A 19,178-nucleotide genomic window follows, 5' to 3' on the forward strand; every position below is an offset into this window, starting at 1 on the left:
TCACACGGGTGGTTTTGATTTACCTAAACGCTCAACGTCACGAGCGATCATTACTTCTTCATCTGTCGGGATAACATAGACTTTCACACGCGAGTTTGCGGTTGAAAGTTCTGCTTCTTTTCCGTGGGTACTCTTATTGATTTCTTCATCGATTTCGATACCGAACCAAGACATTTTTTCCATCACTAAATGACGTACTGGATCTGCGTTTTCACCAACTCCAGCGGTAAAGACGATAGCGTCTACCCCATTCATAACTGAAATATATTGGGCAATATATTTACGGATACGATCACAGTAAATATCTAACGCTAAGATTGCATCTTCGTTGCCATCGTCCGCACCTTGTTCGATATCACGCATATCACTTGAAATGCCCGTCAAACCATAAACACCAGATTTTTTATTTAAAACATCGATCATTTCATTGATGTCTTTGATGCCCGCTTTTTCCATTAAGTATGGTAATAATGATGCATCGATATCACCTGAGCGTGTTCCCATTGTCAAGCCAGCTAAAGGCGTGAAGCCCATTGACGTATCGATTGATTTTCCGCCTTCGACCGCTGTGATAGAACCACCATTACCAATATGAGCTGTGATAATCTTAGTTTCTTCGATTGGTTTACCTAATAATTCCGCTGCCCGTTCTGAAACGTAACGATGACTAGTTCCGTGGAAGCCATATTTACGAGCTGAATATTTATCATAATATTCTTTAGGAATACTGTATAAATAGTTTGTCGCTGGCATCGTTGCATGGAAAGATGTATCAAAAACAGCAACGCTTGTCACGTTTGGTAAAATATGACGGAAAGCTTTGATTCCCATCGCATTAGCTGGGTTATGCAATGGTGCAAATTCACTTAGCTCTTCGATTTTTGCTAGAACATCATCATCGATCAAGACAGAATCTTTGAAATATTCGCCACCAGCAACGACCCGGTGACCTACGCCAGTAATCTCATCAAAGGAAGCAATAATTTTTAATTGAATCAATTGATCCAATAACATTTGAACTGCTACTTCATGGTCTTTGATATCTAGAACTTGTTCAAATTTTTGGCCTTCTCCATACTTGATAGTAAAAATTGAATCATTAATCCCGATTCTTTCAACGATTCCTTTAGCAATAACTGATTCTTCGGGCATTTGGTACAACTGCCATTTTAAACTTGAACTACCGGCATTGATTGCGATTGTTTTTGACATTTTAATTCTCCTTCATAGTTAATGATGGCTCGCATAAACAGACGAGCATTTATAAATTTGAAGACTTCCAATCTTCGAATTTTTTGAAAAAATCGGTCACTTGGCTTGGTTCTTTTAAAGATGGTAAGTGAACCAGCAAAACTTTTTCTGCTTGTTTAGCGGTCTCGCCTTTTTGTTGAAGCAATAAAATACTTTTACGAGAGTGTTCTGATTGGAACAATTCGTCTGGTAATTGGATGATGCCTTGTAAGAAAACATTATCCTTCATCCATTTTTGTAACAATGGTCCTTGCTCAGTCTCTAAAAAATTGCTAGGCACTAAAAATAGACCAAAACCATTAGGCTTCACATAATTCATCGCCTGCTCCATCAATAAGTGATGTGCATAGCTGTGCTCTTTTTCTGAGTGAGTCGTAAATTTTTCGGCTTGTTGATCATTTGGGTAATAGCCGACAGGTAAGTCACCAATCACATAGTCAACAGGATCGACTAATAAATCTTGCAAACTGTCTTGGTGGAACAATTGTAGATTTTCCCCCATCAATAAACTGTCCGAAGCGGCGATTGCTAACAACGTCTCATCATTGTCAACACCAATCCCTTTGACGGAGTAATTTGCGGCCTGCAGATTGATTAAGGTGGTCAATAATAAATTACCCATTCCTACGCTGATATCTAATATTTCTAGAGACTGTTCTTTACTTAGCGTTAGTTGTTCGATCAAAAAGACAAACAAAAAGCCGATACTGTCTGGGGTTAATTGATGATTGGGCTGTAACGCCTCTTTTTTTGAGCCTTTCAGCAAAATTAATTGCGTCAATTTGCGCCAATCTTCTTTTGTTAAGTCAAGCGCCAATAACTCTTGATAAAGCGCTTCAACTTTTGCAACGGTTACTGCATCTGGTTGTTGATCGATCACTCGTACTTTAGCATCATCGACTAAGTTCTCCGCATTTTCGATGTAAGCGTCAAAAAAAGAAGTTCCTAGTGACTGCTGCAATGTGATGATCGCCTTTTCCATCACGGAAAAAGCCGTTTCAATTTTTTCAGGGTTCATCTTGCACCTCACAAACTAATATAACACTCACAATACCTGTTCTATTTTAGCCGAGATATTCAAATTAATCAATCGCTTTCTTATTTTTATTAGGGATTTTCTAACTCAGAAAAAAGGAATTTTAGTAAACTTTTCTGTAGAATTTAAGCGTTTGCTAAAACTATACTACTCCGAAGAATTTGATGTTCCATTTTTTTCATAAAAATAATAACTTTTCTTTTCCATTTTTACCCGAACTACTAATTGCTCCTGACGTTTTTCATAAGTGATCACACCCTTATTAAAGGCCCATGACCCTTTTGCTGAGTCCAGCGTTTTATAATCCGCCAAAAATAATTCTTTGGCGATTCGGGCTTCATAAAGCTGTTGCGTCCGCTGAACCAAATCCGCCGTTTGATGATAGCTGACCGTTAATTTCAACAATAAAAAACTAAATAAAAAAATAGCCAATAAAACGGAGAGCAAAATCCCGCCTTGGCTATTGATAGATCCACGTCCCACTTTTTTGTTTTCCATCGGTAAAGGTGACGCGAAAATCGACTCCTTGATTGTTTTCTTGGCAAACAAATTCCTTCACTCCTGTCAGTAAGGGCTGATACCCTCCAGTTTGATGCTTTACTATCTTTTTATTGACTGTGTTTATGACGACCGGAACAATGCGTCCTTTACTCTCTGTCTCTCCCACGATCTCATAGCGTGAGCTTTGTTTGTAATTTACATTTTCCATTTCATTATCTAACTGAAGTAAAAAAATTTCCCATTCTAATTGATGGTAACCGATAAGAGCCTGATCCATTTTATGAGCATGTTGGAGCAATCCGGAAAAAAGCAATAGCACGCCGCTCAGCATTAGCAGAGCGATTAAACATTCCAGCAAAGTGAATCCGCTATTTCTTGACAATCCTGATTCCTCCTTGATGATTATAGGCTCGGCCCTTTTCAAATGAAATTTCGATCTGGTCTTTGGAAGATTTTACCGAGTGCAACCGACAGCGTCTCGTCTCATTGTATAAATCGCGATAGTTGGCCAACGATGCCAATCTTTCTTGACTTTCCTGCCGCAACTCTGCTGTGACACCGACGTAACTGGTTACGAGGATTATCAAAATTACCAAGCTGATCAAACTCTCTAATAAAATATAGGCTTCATTTTCTTTCAAAGCGTCCACTTCCTAGTTGAAATTGATAGATGACTCGCTGCTGCGCATTGGATTCAGTAAAAATAACCCTTGGAATACTCCCTACGCCGATTTGCGTCGTGGAAATGTTCCCCTTTCCTGCACTAAATAGAATGGAATTTTCACTAACTAAGGTAATCGATTCGGGGACTTCTAATTGCCTCCAAGCTAACTTAGTATCGTTAGTAAAAAAGATAATAAGCTGCTGGTCTTGGTATAAATCAACCTGCGTTCCTCTATGATCGGTGATCGCCATCTGTTGCACATGCAAAACAGATTTTTCAAATTGATAGTAAAAGAAACGTTTTTCTAATTCTTCCTGCCAGCTTTTCAAAGCTAGTGTCGGCAGTAAAACAAAGCTGATAACGACGATTAAAACGATCAATAGTTCGATTAAGGTAAAGCCTTCCACGTCATTCCTTTTTTGCTTTTTCATAAACAGCATATTGCTTTTCATCAACATAGTCTTTTCCAATCAATTCGTCTTTAGTTGGTGTATGACCATAATCCAATTCAAAAACTTGAATCTGCGTTTCGACTACTTTGACGACCGCTGCATCACTTTTCTTTTGCGCGGCATCTTTTTGATTGATTAATTTTGGCACGAACAACAACAAAAGCAGACTGATGATAAATAAGACGACGAGCATTTCTAAAAGAGTGAAACCCGGCAACTTTTTAGATACTATTTTTTTCATAGAATCCCCTCCAGATTAGTTAAGGGCAGCAACATGGTCACATACAGACTGACGATCAAAAGGGCGACGATCAAAAAAACCAAGGGTTGCAGCCAAGAACATAGAAATTCTAATTGATTGAAAAAACGACGCCAAACTAATTGACTATAGGTCAAGAGTTCTTTGCCTAAATTTCCTCGTGCTTCTCCTTGAAACACGATCCGGCTGAATTCTTTTGTCAAAAAAGGATATCGTTTTAGTTCCTCAGCTAAGGGATTGCCTTGAGCTAAACGAATCTTCAACTCGGCGGCCAGCTCTTGCATCAGCGACTGCCCATCAACTACTAGCAAACATTCAATGATTTGATGCAGCTCCAAACCTTGTTGAAAAAGCTTGCCCCACTCTAATGCGAAATACGCCGAATAATAATTGCTGAAAAGTTTTCCTACTAACGGAATCCGCGCCAAATAACGAAACCGATGCAAATAACTGTTTCGCTTGCCCCATTCCCGCCAGCCTAATAATGACAGCAACAGAACAATTAGCAGTCCCAGTCCGATGATCGGTACATGATTAATCAGCTGCACTGAAAAATCTTCCGCTTGGATCATTCCGCTGGCTAACAGCTGCGGCAGCAGAAAAATGCGCATGCCTAATAAAATCATGATCAAAAATAGCAATAATAGTAGTGGATAGGAGACTGCTTTGAGAAAATTTTCTCGTTGCTTTTGTACCAATTTCATTTGCTGAGCGATCCCAACAAAGGTTTGAGCCAGATCGCCATGAGACTCAGCTAATTCAATTTGCAACACTTGGTCTGGAGAATAATTTAATTGAGCAAAACTCATTGCCAAGCTGTTTCCTTGATAAAGGTTTTGTTGAACAATTGATACGACTGTCTGGGAAAATAAATTGGCACTGAGAAAAAAGCCCAATGCTTGTTGCAAGCTAAAGCCGTTGGCCAATAAATCTCCTAATAAATGGACAAAATCAATTCGTTGTTTGCGAGACAGCTTGGTTTCTTTCCTCACTTTTTTCTAAACCTTCCTCCCAAGTAAAACGTAGCTCTTCTTGATAAAAGCGATAAGCCATCAACACTCCCAGATCACCATTCGTTGTTGGCAAAAGTTCCTGATAAATGATTCCACGCAAACATTCCTTAAGTAAGGCTTTTTCTCCACCTAGCTCAATCACTCGTGCCTCAGCAGACTCCAAACTGGAGGCATGCAAGGTAGCGTAGACACAATGACCAGTTAAAGCCGCACGAATCGCTCCTTGGATCGTCTTTGGATCACGGATCTCACCAATGATCAAAACATCTGGATGATGTCGCAATGACAGCTTAATTAGCTCATCGTAGTTTTGCTGAATTTTTTCATTGACTTGTAATTGTAAAAAATCAGGCTCTTCGATTTCTACAGGATCTTCAATCGTAATGACTTGTCCTTTGAGCTCTCTAGCTAACTTATACATTAAAGTTGTTTTTCCTGAACCTACCGGACCGCAAAATAAATAAAGCCCTCTTTTCTTGCTGTTATTTTGTAGGACCTCGATTTGTTCCGGCAAATGATAGAATTCTGGACTTTGACCAAACTGATGCAAAAAACGAATAACTAAGCTTTCCTGCTGCAAATAATCCCCAACCGTCGAAAGTCGTAAACGTTTTTCTCCTTGAGGCAAGAGGTAGGAGATCGCACCCAACTGAGCTTTACGTTTTTCACTCACGTCCATTTGACCCAAGTATTTAAACCGATTAATCAGCTGTAACGCAGTCGCAGTAGTCAATTCATTTTTTTCATAGGATAGGTTAGTATTTTTATATTCAAAGAAAGAACCTCGGCGGAAAAAGCAATGGTACATTTCTTTTTTGGGCAATAAATAAAAATCCTGCATCTGCTGATTAAACCCGTATTGGATTAATTCATCCGAAAGCTCTTCGATCTCCATTTTCTTTCACCTCACAAATAAGATACGTAAAAATTCTACTCCGTTTCTAACGATTAGAATTTTTTATTGGACTGTTCCTTCCAGCGGTCCGGTCAAATAAAATCACCATAAAATCCTGACTGGTACCATACTGACGCGTGAAGTAGAACGCAAAAAAGAGCCGAGACATTCGTTTATCTCGGCTCTTTTTACGAATAAACGATGATTTAGAAGTATGTTCTGTCTCGTCGCTTGCACGTTTATTTTGTTTTGTCTGGGAAACGGGCCTCTACCCGATAAATTGGCTGACCTTTTTTTGAAAATTTTTCTTCATATTCGGTCATGATATTGCCTTCATAATTACTTTCATGCAGATTCAACCACACTTGCTGCAAGGTCATACCATATTTTGAAAAGCTACTTAGTGAATACTCAAACAGTCCTTGATTGTCTGTTTTGAAATGAATTTCTCCGGCAGGTCGTAAAATTTCTTCATCCACTGCTAGGAAATTTGGTGAGGTCAAGCGACGCTTTTCGTGCTTCTTCTTAGGCCACGGATCAGAAAAGTTCAAATAAATTTGATCGATTTCACTATCTGCAAAATAATTTGTCAGCTCCGAGCCGTCCACATGTAATAATTGTAAATTCGGCAATTCCGCTTCGACTAATTTATCTAACGCCAAAGAGATCACACTGACTTGCATTTCTACTCCGATATAATTGATCTCCGGATGAGCGGCGGCCATTCCGGTAATAAATTGACCTTTACCCATGCCGATTTCAATCTGGATCGGATGATTATTGCCAAAGCGTTCTGTCCAACGGCCCTTCCAAGCTTCAGGGTCTGCTACTACATATTCAGGTCGAGCTGCTAACATTTCTGCCGCGCCCGGACGATTTCTAACTCGCATTTTTTTCCTCCAAAGAATCTATTTATGTATCGTTCATAATAAAGAAACATTTTTCCAAAAAGCGGAAAAATGTTTCTTTTTCACCGAGCATCAGCTTCCGGCAAAAATTCGTTTTAATTGTAAGATGGATTGGTTCATGTGGTGAAATTCTTGGCGCTTATACTGACGAGCGATTTCTAATAACAAACTCATTAAGCCATACCAATAAACCCGTTCCATATTCTCATCCGTTGGCCGAATTCCATAGCGAACGAGCCACTTGCTCCAACTAGATAGCGGAACATAATTGCCTAAGATCGTTCCAATATCTAACGCCGGATCAGCAAACATCACCGAATCCCAATCAACTAAATATAAGTAGTTCGAACATACCAACCAATTTCGATGATTCACATCGCCATGAACAACGGTGTAATTTTTTTTTGCGTAAGTAGGAATATTTTTTTTCAAATAATCATAGACTAATTCAATGAAGCCATTTTGTTTGATCATCGTCGGTAAATTCGCTTCATAATCCGCTAATAATTGTTGCGGCGAGACTTGTCGGCCGCCCATTTTTTTTAGCATCACTTTCAAAGAAGCCGAATGATGCAAATGATATAAAACATCCACGACATCGTTACGCTGAACGATTTCTTCCGGCTCAAGAATTCGTCCATCTAGCCATTCCTGAGCGGTCAAGGTGTCGCCATCACCTGTTCGTTTGATCCAAACAAGCTTCGGTGCAATGCCTTCACGAGATAGAGCCGCCAACATTGGAGTGGTATTGCGTTTAATAAAGACACGATCTTCATCGCGATAGCCGATATACGTTTTTCCTGTATCGCCTTTGATCGGCTGTACACGCCAGTCACTATCCAACTGAAACTCCATGAAAAAGGCCCTCCCCTAGCATTTTAAACGTATTTACTATTGTAGTCTGGGAAGTCCGCTTCGTCAAGAGCATGTATGTTCTTCTTTGCTTATTTTTCATTTTGATGGGCTTGGGCAGCTAATTCAATGGCTTCAATATAAGCAGCCAGCAATTTTTTAGTGACTGGTCCCGGCATGCCATCACCGATTGCTTGATCATCAATTTCTACAATTGGCATGATTTCCGCAACGGAACTCGTTTTAAAGCATTCTTCCGCAGCTAATAATTCTTTTTCCGTAAAAGTTTCTTCTCGTAGTTCGATCCCTAAAACCTTAGCCAGCTGACGAATTTTTAATTTAGCGATCCCAGGCAAAATTAAATTTCCATCCGGATGGGTATAAAGCACACCGCCACTAACCATCCATAAATTCGAAGCAGAAGCTTCCGTCACATTACCATCACGAACTAAGACGGCTTCATCATAGCCTTTTTGTTGTGCCTCATCTAAGGCCAATAAATTTCCCAGCAGGCTAATCGATTTAATATCACAATGAAGCCAACGTTTGTCTTCTACAAAGCCTGCTCGAATACCGATATTTTGCTTGGAAGCTGGTCGCGTTGCTGGTTGGATATCCGCCAGCAAGACTGGGGTCACTTCTTGCGGATCTGGAAAATCATGTAACCGTGGCTTCTCTGTTCCCCGCGTCACTTGGAAATAAATGCGAGCATTAGCTAATCCAACTTCTGCCGCTAGACGATGTAGCCGCTGGCTTAGCTCTGTTCGCGTGAAAGGCAAGGTCAAACGAACCTTTTCCGCACTAGTCCAAAGCCGATCCAAATGTTCCTTTTCCATATAGAAACAGCCGTCATAAATTCGAATCACTTCATAAATACCATCGCCAAACTGATAACCCCGGTCTTCTAAATCAATTTTTACTTCTGATTCATCAACGATCCGATCGTTCCATAATACTTTCATTCACTCAGTCCTCCATTTTTTTTATTCTCGCCGGAAGATAAAACCAGCTAAACAAACCAATTTCTATTAACAACACAACAAGCAGCACGAAACTTTCAATGATTGCCAAATGAATCAAACTGCATAAGCTAAAAATAATTGCCGTCGCTACTAACAATAAAGTCAGCACCTTCTGCAACGCAGCTTTTTTAAATTTACGCGCCACGGGATAAAGCTGGACCGCGCTGATGTAATCAAATTGACTGTACAAGGGGATCATTTGGAAGCCGATCAGATAAATAAATAGCAAGCTGACGCCGACAATAAAACGAAAATCATTTAACGAGACTAGCAACACCCCGCCAACCACTAATAACCGGAAAAACAAGCCACCATATTCGGCTCCCCGCAAAGCACCACGGGCAAATAAATACAAATACGTATTTTCCTGCTTGAAGGCGATATTGGCTAAAAAGCCGTCTAGATATTTACGTCGTCGCACCTTCGCTTCCACCTCAGGAACATCGGTAAATAAATTAATAAACTGATAAATCCGATGCAGCCGCGCATTTTCACGGTCGATCATTTTACTCCAATCAAGCAGTCGGCTTTGTTCATTGGTCTGCCAATAAAAAAACAAGGCGACACACAAGGCTAAAATCAAACCCAGCCAAGCTGTAAGATATAAGCTAACGAAAATTGTCATCAAACTAACTGCGAACCATACAAACATCAGTCGGTGAGTCAAAGCAAGGGTTTCTTGATAACAAGCGAGCCGCTGCAAGCGTAAATGGGCAAACTTCAACAGCCAAAGCAGCGCCACATAAAAGAAAAAAGTGACGAAACTGCTGTGATTCGCCAACACCACTAAAGGCATCAATGCGCCGCAGATTAGTAATTCTACTGCAAAAGGGAAACTGATCGAATGGACAAGGCTACGAGATAAATAGGGCCCCATTTCTTTTTCTTTTGGTAATAAAAAAGTCATATCGGCCGGTTCCGCCAAGGTCGCCAATTTACCAAAGGGTAAGATCAACCACCAAACGAGGCCGACGATCGGCAAGCTCCACGGAAAATCAGGTGGTAATTGCTTCAATAGATTCGAATAATAAAAGGCTAAGCCGCCGACTAAAAACAAACACACCAGAACAAAGTGATCATTCAGAACATAGCGCATGTACTTCATCATTTTTTTCTGATGTCGCTGGCTTCGCAACTGAAAAAAATCACGCATGCTCTTTCTCCTTCGTCAAGGCCAAGTATATTTCATCTAATGAAGAACCTGGCAAATTAAATTCCATTTGCAACTCTTGCAACGTTCCTTGCGCTCGAACCTCACCTTCATGTAGAACGACAAAACGATCACAATACCTTTCCGCCGTTGCTAAAATATGCGTAGACATTAAAATCGCCGCACCTTGTTCCTTCATCGCAACCATTAATTCTAACAAGGCATTGATTGCCAATGGGTCAAGTCCTAAAAACGGCTCATCGATAATATAGAGGCTTGGTTGAATCAGAAAAGCGCATAAGACCATCACTTTTTGTTTCATTCCTTTAGAAAAATTCGTTGGGAACCATTCCAAACGGTTTTCTAAACGAAAAGTTTTCAATAAGACTTCCGCCCGTTGCATCGCCTCGTCTTTTGGGATACCATAAGCCATCGCGGTCACTTCGATGTGCTCCTTTAACGTCAACTCTTCATATAAAGAAGGCGTTTCAGGAATATAACCGATTTTTTTACGATATTCTTCCGGTTCTTGCTGCAAGGTCAAATCATCAACCGTGATATTGCCTTTTTGCGGCGTTAAGAGTCCGATGATATTTTTAATTGTAGTGGACTTTCCCGCCCCATTCAAACCGATCAGACCGATCATCTCACCATTTTTGACTTCAAAATTAATATCTTTTAAAACAGGCAAATGGCCGTAGCCGCCTGTAACATGTTGAATTGCTAAGCTCATTTTGTTCCCTCCAATTTCTTAGCTCATATTATACCAGAATCCTATAATTATTTAAGGATCGGTTGAGCTTTTCCCGCACAAGTAGAACAAGTTATGGTAAAGTTAAGGGAGCATTTACGGTCGTTGATTCTTTTTACAAGTAGTCAAACGACAAAAAATAGAGCAATAATAAACGATCAGAAAGGATGTTTCTAATGGAAAACTGTATCTTTTGTAAAATCATCAACCAAGAAATTCCTAGCTACAAAATTTATGAGGATGAAAAAATTTATGCTTTCTTAGACATCTCCCAAGCAACCAAAGGTCATACCTTAGTTGTGCCAAAACAACATGTGACCGATATTTTTGAATATGATGAAACATTGGCAGCGGACGTTTTTACCCGTATTCCTAAAATTGCCCGCGCATTAGAAAAAGCTTTTCCCGAAATGGAAGGATTAAATATTTTAAATAATAATAAAGAATTAGCCTATCAATCCGTTTTCCATTCTCATATCCATTTAGTACCTCGTTACAGTAAAAAAGATGACTTCTCGATTCACTTCGGCAACCATGCGGAACAGCAAAAACCGGAAGAGATGCAAGCAATCGCAGAAAAGATCAAGGAACAGGTGAACTAACATGGGATTGTTCAAAGGACTTTTATTTGGTGCTGGACTTGGAACCCTAGGTGGTTTACTTTTAGCGCCGCGAAAAGGGATCGAGACACGCGAAAAAATTATTATCAATACCCGTGAGCTAGTAGAATTGACCGATGAGCTGAATGATAATCTCACCGATTTCCGCGATTCCCTTGCTACGTTAAAAGGAACCTTCGATACATTGGTTCCCGCCTTTAAATCAGGTGTTGAAAAAGATGTGGAAGAGTTTCGCTTTCAAGCGGAGCCGCGCATCCAGCAGATCCAAGCACAAATTGAGAAAATCAATCAAGCGCTCCCGCAACAAGGGGAAAGCCAAAAAGTGATAAAAAAAGGACGGTTTGCTTTAGAGCGGCCTAATTCAGCTGCCGAAGAGAAATAATTCTTCATTTTTGCGGCGAATTGTGTATTTATTGTGAATTTTCTCGGAAACTATTTTTAAGCTCTTCCTTTTGTATTTTTAGGTGTGTTATAGTGGAAAAGGAATAACAAGTGTAAGTAAATTTTAATTTAGGAGTTGTAATACTGAAATGAAAAAAAAGATTCTTTTAGCCACTGCCGGCTTACTTAGTGTTATTGTACTGGGTGCCTGTTCAGGAAGTTCAAATCAAGATATCGCCACAATGAAGGGCGGAAAAATAACCGTAGAAGACTTCTACAATGAAGCCAAAAAAGAACAAACGAATCAAAGCTTGGTTCGCAACATGATTATCTACAAAGTTTTCGAAAATGCTTATGGCGATAAAGTAACAGATAAGCAAATCGACAAAGAATACGAAAAATCAGAAAAACAAATGGGCGACAGCTTCGAAAGTCAGTTAAAATCCGCTGGCTACACAAAGAAAACCTACAAGGAATACTTGAAACAATCATTAGCCTTCCAAGAAGGTCTAAAAGCTCATGTGAAGATCACGGATAAAGATGTAAAAGCGGCTTGGGATTCATTCCACCCAGAAGTAACTGCCCGCATTATTCTTGCAAGCAGCGAAGATGAAGCCAAAGAGATCAAGAAACAATTAGATGACAAAGGTGATTTCGCAAAAATCGCGAAAGAAAAATCACAAGATTCAACAACTAAAGAAGATGGCGGCGAAATCAAATTTGATTCACAATCATCAACTGTCCCAGCTGAAGTAAAAGAAGCAGCCTTCAAGCTGAAAGATGGCGAAGTTTCAGATGTTATCACTTCAATGGACTCTTCTACTTACCAATCGAGCTACTACATTGTTAAAATGGAGAAAAATTCTTCTAAAGGCAATGACATGGACAAATACAAAAAAGAATTGAATCAAATTGCTGAAGATACTAAAATGGCTGACCAAACCTTCTCTTCTAAAGTCATCGCTGACGAATTGAAGAAAGCCAATGTGAAGATCAAAGACGATACTTTCGAAAATATCTTGTCTGACTTCTTAACAACCAACAGCTCAAGCAAAAAAGCAACTACTGAATCAACGAAATAAGAGACACAAAAGGGGAATTCCAACAGGAGTTCCCCTTTTTTTGTTATTCATGCTACAATAAAGTCACGAATACTTATAAGAAAATGGGTGAAGATCGCATGAAACAATTTGCCTCTAAAGAAGCAGAAAAAGATTATTATGAACACGTTGCTGATGAAGCGGAATTCATCGCTTGGTATAAAGAACAAGACCAACCTGAATACGACAAGCCTTCGGTCACTGTTGACATCGTGATCATGGGTTATAACAAAGAAGAAGATCAATTAAAAATCTTATTGATTCAACGTCGGGGAAATCCTTACCGTAATTCTTGGGCGCTGCCAGGTGGTTTCGTTGAACGAAATGAATCAACCAACGACAGTGTCCGAAGAGAAACAGAAGAAGAAACTGGCTTGACGATTGGTCGGAAAAGTGTGGAACAGCTCCATACCTTCAGTACCCCGAATCGCGATCCCCGCGGCTGGGTGATCACTGTCAGCTATTTAGCCTTTATCGGGCAAGTTCCCCCAACTGCTGGTGACGACACGCAAGATGCCCGCTGGTTCAATCTTGAACGTCACGGTGAAACCATCAGCTTGACTAGTGATGATATTTCTATTGAGATCGAGTTGGAAGCTGGAAAATCCATCGGTAAAGACACGCTCGCCTTTGACCATAACGAGATCATCCGTAAAGCCTTCAATCGTGTGCTTAACAAAATGGATCACGAACCTTTGATCTTGCAAGTGTTAGGCGAAGAGTTTACGATCACCGAAGCCAGAAAAGTCTTTGCCAAATTTTTAGGTGTGGACTTTAAAACAGTCGATCACTCGAATTACAAAAAAGCGATGCTGCAATATTTTGATGAAATCGGCGAGCGTCCTGTGGGAATCGGTCGTCCATCTAAGATATATCGCTTAAAAGACGAGATCGGCGAAAAAAAATAAAAATTTTACTTACATCAAAAGAAAAAATGTGTATATAATGGAAACAGCAAAAATTTGTCTTTCCATAACGCAGTGAAGATCCCTAAGTGGCCGTCGTAGCGAGTTATTCGACAGCCACTTTTTTGTGCGTTCCACTTCTTACTGAGATAGGAAGTAGAATCAGATAGGCAGCGAGAAAAAACTGGATGCCTAATCAAAAGGAGGATTTTTATAATGCCAAAAAATAAAAGAGAAAGTCTTATCTATACGTTGATGATGTGTTTCGTAATGGTGCTGTGGATGAGCATTTACAACGTCGGTTTACATAGCGGCGAAGTTAGCTGGAGCGTCTTGAAAGCCAGCTGGCTCGGTATGCCATTAGCTTATTGCTGTGCACTAGTCTTAGACTGGTTCGTCGTCTCCGGACCCGCAAAAAAAGTTGCTTTTCGTCTGCTTCCAACTTTCGCCAGTCCGTTAAAAACAGTCATGACCGTTTCTACCTGTATGGTTCTGCCGATGGTTTTTTTCATGTCATTATATGGCGCTATTGAAGGGTTGAGCCACACACAAGCATGGAACCAATTATTACTTCTTTGGGGAACGAATATTTTAAAAAATGTTGTTATGGCCCTCCCTTTCCAATTACTCGTTGCTGGCCCTTTGGTACGAAAAGTTTTCCGTCGTCTATTCCCAGAAGGAACCGTCTTAGCTTAATAAATAAACTCGTCGAGAACACGTTTAGCTTGTGTCCTCGGCGAGTTTTTTAATAGAATATCAACTTCTATTTCTCTAAATTTCGCAAAATCTCTTGATAACGTTTGGTCGCCAGCTCACTAGGCTGACCTTTTTGACAAAAGCTTAACTTTCTTAATTTAGGAACGACTCGCTCCACAATAATTTGATGATCTACTAGTTTTCCTTGCAGTGTTTCAAAGGCTTCTTTAAAACGGTCGTCATTACGGGCCTTTTCATAGAATGATAAAACATACAGATAATAAAATAAATCATAACCACGAAACGGATACTCCACTTGCATGAACAAAGTACCGATACCGTAATGACATGGACCTAGCGGTAATTTTGTTTCCCAATGACTAAGCAAAAATTCTACCGCCTCATCGAATTCTACTTCCTCCACAAAATTTGTCCGCCGAAATAATTCCAGCCCATTCAACGTCGGTAACGGATTGGAAAATTCCGTTTCCGGTCCCTTGCCAAAATAAAATTTTTTACACCACCATCCGCCATCCGCATGTCGAGTATCCAGCAAATGTGCCAGCGTTTGTTTCATTCGCGGGTCCTCCCCGTGACCCAAGCGAACTAGCAAAGTGGCCGCCGGAATCGTTTGACAAGGAAAAGTCGCCCCTTTAGGATAAAGCTTAAACTCACCAGGCTCACGCCAACTTTCCCACAAAAGTTCCGCAACTTTTTGTAAAATAGCCGTTTGCGGTTCCATGCCCACTTCCAATAAATATTCCGCCGCTTCTAAACACGAGAAAGGTGCTCCCTTCCCCAAGCGTCGATCCTCTGTTGTCCAATAATCCCATCCTTGATCATAGCGGTGATCTAAAATAATTTGAATGTCTGCTTCCTTCATTTCCTTCTCCTATTTAGGCTTTAAGTTTTTTAAATCGTTCTTCTTTTAAGTTTAGCATAGCTAGGTCGAAGTTCATGACTAGAACTTTAACATGCATACAATTTTCTAATCTGTTAATGCAAGAAGAAAAACTCCCCCATTTTAAAAAATGAGGGAGTTAAACTTAGTTCACTGCTGCTTTTTTCATTTGTTTGCTGCGTAATTGACCGCAGGCGGCGTCGATATCGGTTCCGTGTTCTTTACGGATCACACAATTGATGCCGTTTTTCTTCAAGACATCGTAAAAACGTAAGACATCGGCTTTACTGCTACGAGAATATTGGTCATGTTCGCTCACTGGATTGTATGGAATCAAGTTTACGTAGACTAATTTTTTCTTGTTTTTCATTAAGTCTGCTAATTCTTGCGCATGCTCGGGACGATCATTGACACCGGATAACATAATGTATTCAAAGGTCACCCGTCGATTGGTCTCTTCTATATAATAATCTACTGCTTCCATCAATTTTTCGATCGGGAAACTGCGATTGATTCGCATGATGGATGAACGAACTTCATTGTTTGGTGCATGTAATGAAATTGCTAAGTTCACTTGCAGACCATTTTCCGCGAATTTTTTGATTTTTGGCACTAAACCACTAGTTGAGACAGTAATATGCCGAGCACCGATCGCCATCCCTTTGTCGTCATTGATTACGTGTAAAAAGTTCATGACATTCTTATAGTTGTCAAATGGTTCGCCAATCCCCATCACAACCACGTGAGAAACCCGTTCGTCTTCGCCACGTTCATCAAAATAATGTTGGACTAACATGATTTGAGCGACGATTTCTCCTGCCGTCAAGTCCCGTTGTTTTTTTAATAAACCTGAGGCACAAAATGTACAGCCGATATTACAGCCGACTTGGGTTGTCACACAAACAGACAAGCCGTATTCCTGACGCATTAAGACCGTTTCGATCATTAGATGATCCGGTAATTCAAACAAATATTTAACTGTACCATCGCTAGCTTCTTGCACGACTAATTGTTTCAGTGGATTGATGATAAAGTTTTCTTCTAACAACGCGATGGTTTGTTTTGAAAGGTTGCTCATGTCGGCAAACTCGGTCACACGACTGCGGTATAACCATTCCCAGACTTGTGTCGCCCGAAATTTCTTCTCGCCGTGCTCCAGAAACCATTCAACTAATTCTTCTCTGCTTAAACCATAAATCGAGGGTTTTTCCAAGGTGATTCCTCCTACTTCTGTTCAATGACTCTCTATGTACTAAAAATCATTTTGAAACATTCGCTACATACTATAACTGATTCACAAAGAGAAAACAATCAACTTTAGAAAAAGAAAAAAATAGTCTAGATTTCTCTAGACTATCTTTCATTATTCATCCAGTGGATTTTCTAACTCTTCTTCGACTTTTTCCACTAAAACTTCTCGTGGTTTACTACCGGTAGAAGGTCCAATGACCCCATGATCTTCTAACTCGTCCACGATTCGTGCGGCACGATTGTAGCCGATGCGGAAGCGGCGTTGCAGTAATGAGATACTAGCTGTCTGCATCTCAATCACTAATGCTTTGGCTTCTTCATACAAATCGTCCTGCGGCGTTTCTGATGGAGAAGAAGTGGTTTCTTCTGTCGGCATCATTTTTTCTTCGTAATGCGCTTCTTGCTGATCGGACACAAATTCTACGATCTGCTCGACTTCATGATCGGAAATAAAGGCGCCTTGGACCCGGATCGGTTTGTTCTCTCCCATTGGCAAGAACAGCATATCTCCGCGACCTAAAAGTTTTTCTGCACCATTACTGTCAATGATTGTCCGTGAATCCGTCCCGCTGGAAACAGCGAAGGCGATCCGGGAGGGAACATTGGCTTTAATAATCCCGGTAATGACATCGACACTGGGTCTTTGAGTCGCCAGTATCATATGAATTCCGGCTGCCCGCGCCATTTGCGCTAAGCGAGTAATGGCATCTTCGACTTCGTTGCTGGCTACCATCATCAGATCGGCTAACTCATCCACGATGACGACAATAAAAGGCAGAATCGGGCGGTTCTGACCGTCTTCTAAATTCTTTTGGATCACTAACTCATTGAAGCCAGAAATGTTTCGCACACCAGTGGCCGCGAATTTTTCGTAGCGCTCTTCCATTTCCTGTACGACTTTTTGCAAGGCTTGTGCCGCTTTTCTTGGATTCGTCACGACTGGCGTCAATAAATGGGGAATCCCATTGTACACATTCAGCTCAACCATTTTCGGGTCAATCATCATAAGCTTCACTTCATTGGGCTTGGCCCGCATCAAGATGCTGGTGATGATCCCATTAATCGACACAGACTTCCCGCTCCCTGTTGAACCGGCAACTAGCAAGTGAGGCATTTTAGTTAGATCCGCGGTTTGGACCATGCCGGAAATATCCCGGCCCAAAGGCACTTCCAAAATTTTATCTGGATGATTCGGTTGTGCTTCAATAATATCACGGAAAGAAACGGTACTGATCGTCCCGTTAGGTACTTCGATCCCGATTAATGACTTGCCGGGAATTGGTGCCTCCATCCGGACATCCTTTGCGGCTAAAGCCAAGGCGATATCATCAGTTAAATTAACGATCTTGCTGACCTTTACACCGACCGCCGGCTGGACTTCAAATTTAGTAACAGAAGGTCCCAAGCTGGCTTTGACTACTTTGGCATCGACGCCGAAGCTGTTAAAGGTTTTTTCTAAGACCTTAATATTTTGCTCGATCTTTTTATATTCGTCGCTTTGATCCGTCGCTGGAATCGAATCTAATAAGGTCGATGGCGGTAATTGATAATCGTGATCCTCCGGCTCCGCGTTGATCTCAAATTCAAGATCGCCTGGATCTTCCAGTTCTTCTTCTGGTTGCTCCCTTTTTTTCTGGGGTGCGGGTGCCACTGATTCCAAGTTTTCCTGGAATCCTTCAATCGGAACAAGCGTCATTTGTTCCGGCTCCCGCTCGACTTTTTCTTGATTTTCTTTCGCCAACTGCTCACCGGGAGTCAACGAGCGCACTCGATTTTTTTCCCGTTCGACTTGCTCTGCTTTCAACGCTGCTTTTTCGGCAGCTTGTTTTTCTGCCTTAGCTTGCGCTTTTTGCGCTTGGCGTTCTTGTCGTTTTTCATCTCGCAAAGCTTTTTTTTCATCAGATTCAGATAATTTTTCTTTCATTGTCTCCGTAAAATTGGCTAAATAATCAGTGACTTGATTAAAGTCTAATAAGCTGAATAAGAAAACACCTAGCACTAACAATAAGACCGCGATGATATAACTGCCAATCTGAGAAACTAGAAAATGACTGAGGCTATAAAGCGCGCCCCCCACCATACCGCCACCAACGTTTTGGGTGATTTGATTGCCTAAAAGATCGACCATCAAAAGATCCCAGGTCGTTTTCAATACATTCGGATTTTGACTTTCAACATTCGCAAATAATCGAGCATGTAAAATCAACAAAATGCCTAAATAAAAAATCCCAATGCCTAACCAGCGCCGCGGCTTCGTTAATCGCAGCTTCGTATTTTTGGCGACTAAGAGCGCGCCGTATAAACCTAAAAGCAAGGCTAGGAACTGATACGTATTGCCGCCAATCAAACGTAGAACGTTGGCGATCAGATTTCCGAGAAAGCCGAGACTAAATAAGGAAAAGACTGCGAACAGGATGAATAAGATACCGATTCCGATAATCAGGCGCTGTTCTTGCAGTTGTTTTTGTTTTTTTGTTTTTCTTTTTTTCTTGGTACGCTTTTTCTGCGCCATGCTATCCCTCTTTTCATTCTGTTCTATTATACAAAAAAAAGAAGGCGAACAAAAGTTT

General features: G+C 40.7%; 21 protein-coding genes and 1 pseudogene. 5 read left to right on the forward strand and 17 right to left on the reverse strand.

Annotated features, from left to right (window positions below; translation table 11 throughout):
• The 14 genes from RV00_RS08375 to RV00_RS08440 all read right to left on the reverse strand — a co-directional run bounded on the left by RV00_RS08375 (position 1) and on the right by RV00_RS08440 (position 10,736).
• Positions 1-1,212, reverse strand: coding sequence for an acetate kinase (locus RV00_RS08375; protein WP_071862162.1), 1,212 nt, complete (start codon positions 1,210-1,212; stop codon positions 1-3).
• Positions 1,213-1,261: 49 nt separating this feature from the next.
• A complete protein-coding gene (locus RV00_RS08380; RefSeq protein WP_071862163.1) occupies positions 1,262-2,269 on the reverse strand; it encodes a class I SAM-dependent methyltransferase in 1,008 nt (335 codons plus the stop codon).
• 165 nt (positions 2,270-2,434) lie between these two features.
• Positions 2,435-2,770 carry a competence type IV pilus minor pilin ComGG gene (comGG, locus tag RV00_RS08385; protein WP_249024085.1) on the reverse strand — a complete coding sequence of 112 codons (336 nt, stop codon included), beginning with the start codon at positions 2,768-2,770 and terminating at the stop codon, positions 2,435-2,437.
• Positions 2,748-3,170, reverse strand: coding sequence for a competence type IV pilus minor pilin ComGF (gene comGF / locus RV00_RS08390; RefSeq protein ID WP_071862165.1), 423 nt, complete (start codon positions 3,168-3,170; stop codon positions 2,748-2,750). The genes comGG and comGF overlap by 23 nt, the downstream gene beginning before the upstream one ends.
• On the reverse strand, positions 3,157-3,438 hold the full coding sequence (comGE, locus tag RV00_RS08395) for a competence type IV pilus minor pilin ComGE (RefSeq protein ID WP_311900492.1): 282 nt from the start codon (positions 3,436-3,438) through the stop codon (positions 3,157-3,159). The genes comGF and comGE overlap by 14 nt, the downstream gene beginning before the upstream one ends.
• A complete protein-coding gene (comGD, locus tag RV00_RS08400) occupies positions 3,416-3,883 on the reverse strand; it encodes a competence type IV pilus minor pilin ComGD (RefSeq protein WP_246569676.1) in 468 nt (155 codons plus the stop codon). Before comGD ends, comGE begins: the two co-directional genes overlap by 23 nt.
• Entirely contained in the window at positions 3,861-4,145 is a 285-nt protein-coding gene (gene comGC, locus RV00_RS08405; protein ID WP_071862167.1) for a competence type IV pilus major pilin ComGC, read from the reverse strand. Before comGC ends, comGD begins: the two co-directional genes overlap by 23 nt.
• On the reverse strand, positions 4,142-5,155 hold the full coding sequence (gene comGB, locus RV00_RS08410) for a competence type IV pilus assembly protein ComGB (RefSeq protein WP_071862168.1): 1,014 nt from the start codon (positions 5,153-5,155) through the stop codon (positions 4,142-4,144). The genes comGC and comGB overlap by 4 nt, the downstream gene beginning before the upstream one ends.
• Positions 5,115-6,071 (reverse strand): competence type IV pilus ATPase ComGA, encoded by a 957-nt coding sequence (gene comGA / locus RV00_RS08415; protein WP_071862169.1) that lies wholly within the window; start codon positions 6,069-6,071, stop codon positions 5,115-5,117. Before comGA ends, comGB begins: the two co-directional genes overlap by 41 nt.
• 239 nt (positions 6,072-6,310) lie before the next feature.
• Entirely contained in the window at positions 6,311-6,961 is a 651-nt protein-coding gene (trmB, locus tag RV00_RS08420; RefSeq protein WP_071862170.1) for a tRNA (guanosine(46)-N7)-methyltransferase TrmB, read from the reverse strand.
• Positions 6,962-7,051: 90 nt separating this feature from the next.
• Positions 7,052-7,834, reverse strand: a complete 783-nt coding sequence (locus RV00_RS08425) for a phosphotransferase family protein (protein ID WP_071862171.1) — start codon at positions 7,832-7,834, stop codon at positions 7,052-7,054.
• 89 nt (positions 7,835-7,923) lie between these two features.
• On the reverse strand, positions 7,924-8,793 hold the full coding sequence (gene dat / locus RV00_RS08430; RefSeq protein ID WP_071862172.1) for a D-amino-acid transaminase: 870 nt from the start codon (positions 8,791-8,793) through the stop codon (positions 7,924-7,926).
• Between the two features lie 4 nt (positions 8,794-8,797).
• A complete protein-coding gene (locus RV00_RS08435; protein WP_071862173.1) occupies positions 8,798-10,006 on the reverse strand; it encodes an ABC transporter permease in 1,209 nt (402 codons plus the stop codon).
• Positions 9,999-10,736, reverse strand: a complete 738-nt coding sequence (locus RV00_RS08440) for an ABC transporter ATP-binding protein (RefSeq protein WP_071862174.1) — start codon at positions 10,734-10,736, stop codon at positions 9,999-10,001. Before RV00_RS08440 ends, RV00_RS08435 begins: the two co-directional genes overlap by 8 nt.
• Before the next feature lie 179 nt (positions 10,737-10,915).
• Here RV00_RS08440 and RV00_RS08445 point away from each other — a divergent pair.
• The 5 genes and pseudogenes from RV00_RS08445 to RV00_RS08465 all read left to right on the forward strand — a co-directional run.
• Positions 10,916-11,356 (forward strand): annotated as a pseudogene (locus RV00_RS08445) (HIT family protein); the annotation flags it as partial.
• Between the two features lies 1 nt (position 11,357).
• Positions 11,358-11,756, forward strand: coding sequence for a YtxH domain-containing protein (locus RV00_RS08450; protein WP_071862176.1), 399 nt, complete (start codon positions 11,358-11,360; stop codon positions 11,754-11,756).
• A gap of 148 nt (positions 11,757-11,904) precedes the next feature.
• Positions 11,905-12,837, forward strand: a complete 933-nt coding sequence (locus RV00_RS08455; RefSeq protein ID WP_071862177.1) for a peptidylprolyl isomerase — start codon at positions 11,905-11,907, stop codon at positions 12,835-12,837.
• A 98-nt stretch (positions 12,838-12,935) separates the two neighbouring features.
• Entirely contained in the window at positions 12,936-13,763 is an 828-nt protein-coding gene (locus tag RV00_RS08460; protein WP_071862178.1) for an NUDIX domain-containing protein, read from the forward strand.
• 213 nt (positions 13,764-13,976) lie between these two features.
• The gene (locus RV00_RS08465) at positions 13,977-14,456 is read left to right on the forward strand and encodes a DUF2798 domain-containing protein (protein ID WP_071862179.1); all 480 of its coding nucleotides are present in this window, start codon (positions 13,977-13,979) and stop codon (positions 14,454-14,456) included.
• Positions 14,457-14,523: 67 nt separating this feature from the next.
• On the opposite strand, the gene RV00_RS08470 is transcribed toward RV00_RS08465, so the two are convergent.
• From RV00_RS08470 to RV00_RS08480, 3 genes are all read right to left on the reverse strand, one after another.
• A complete protein-coding gene (locus RV00_RS08470; RefSeq protein ID WP_071862180.1) occupies positions 14,524-15,339 on the reverse strand; it encodes a prenyltransferase in 816 nt (271 codons plus the stop codon).
• Positions 15,340-15,502: 163 nt separating this feature from the next.
• Entirely contained in the window at positions 15,503-16,570 is a 1,068-nt protein-coding gene (gene rlmN / locus RV00_RS08475) for a dual-specificity RNA methyltransferase RlmN (protein ID WP_071862181.1), read from the reverse strand.
• A gap of 150 nt (positions 16,571-16,720) precedes the next feature.
• Positions 16,721-19,120, reverse strand: coding sequence for a DNA translocase FtsK (locus RV00_RS08480; RefSeq protein ID WP_071862182.1), 2,400 nt, complete (start codon positions 19,118-19,120; stop codon positions 16,721-16,723).
• Positions 19,121-19,178: the final 58 nt, after the last annotated feature.

The sequence above is a fragment of the Enterococcus devriesei genome (genome assembly GCF_001885905.1).
Classification (GTDB): domain Bacteria; phylum Bacillota; class Bacilli; order Lactobacillales; family Enterococcaceae; genus Enterococcus_A; species Enterococcus_A devriesei.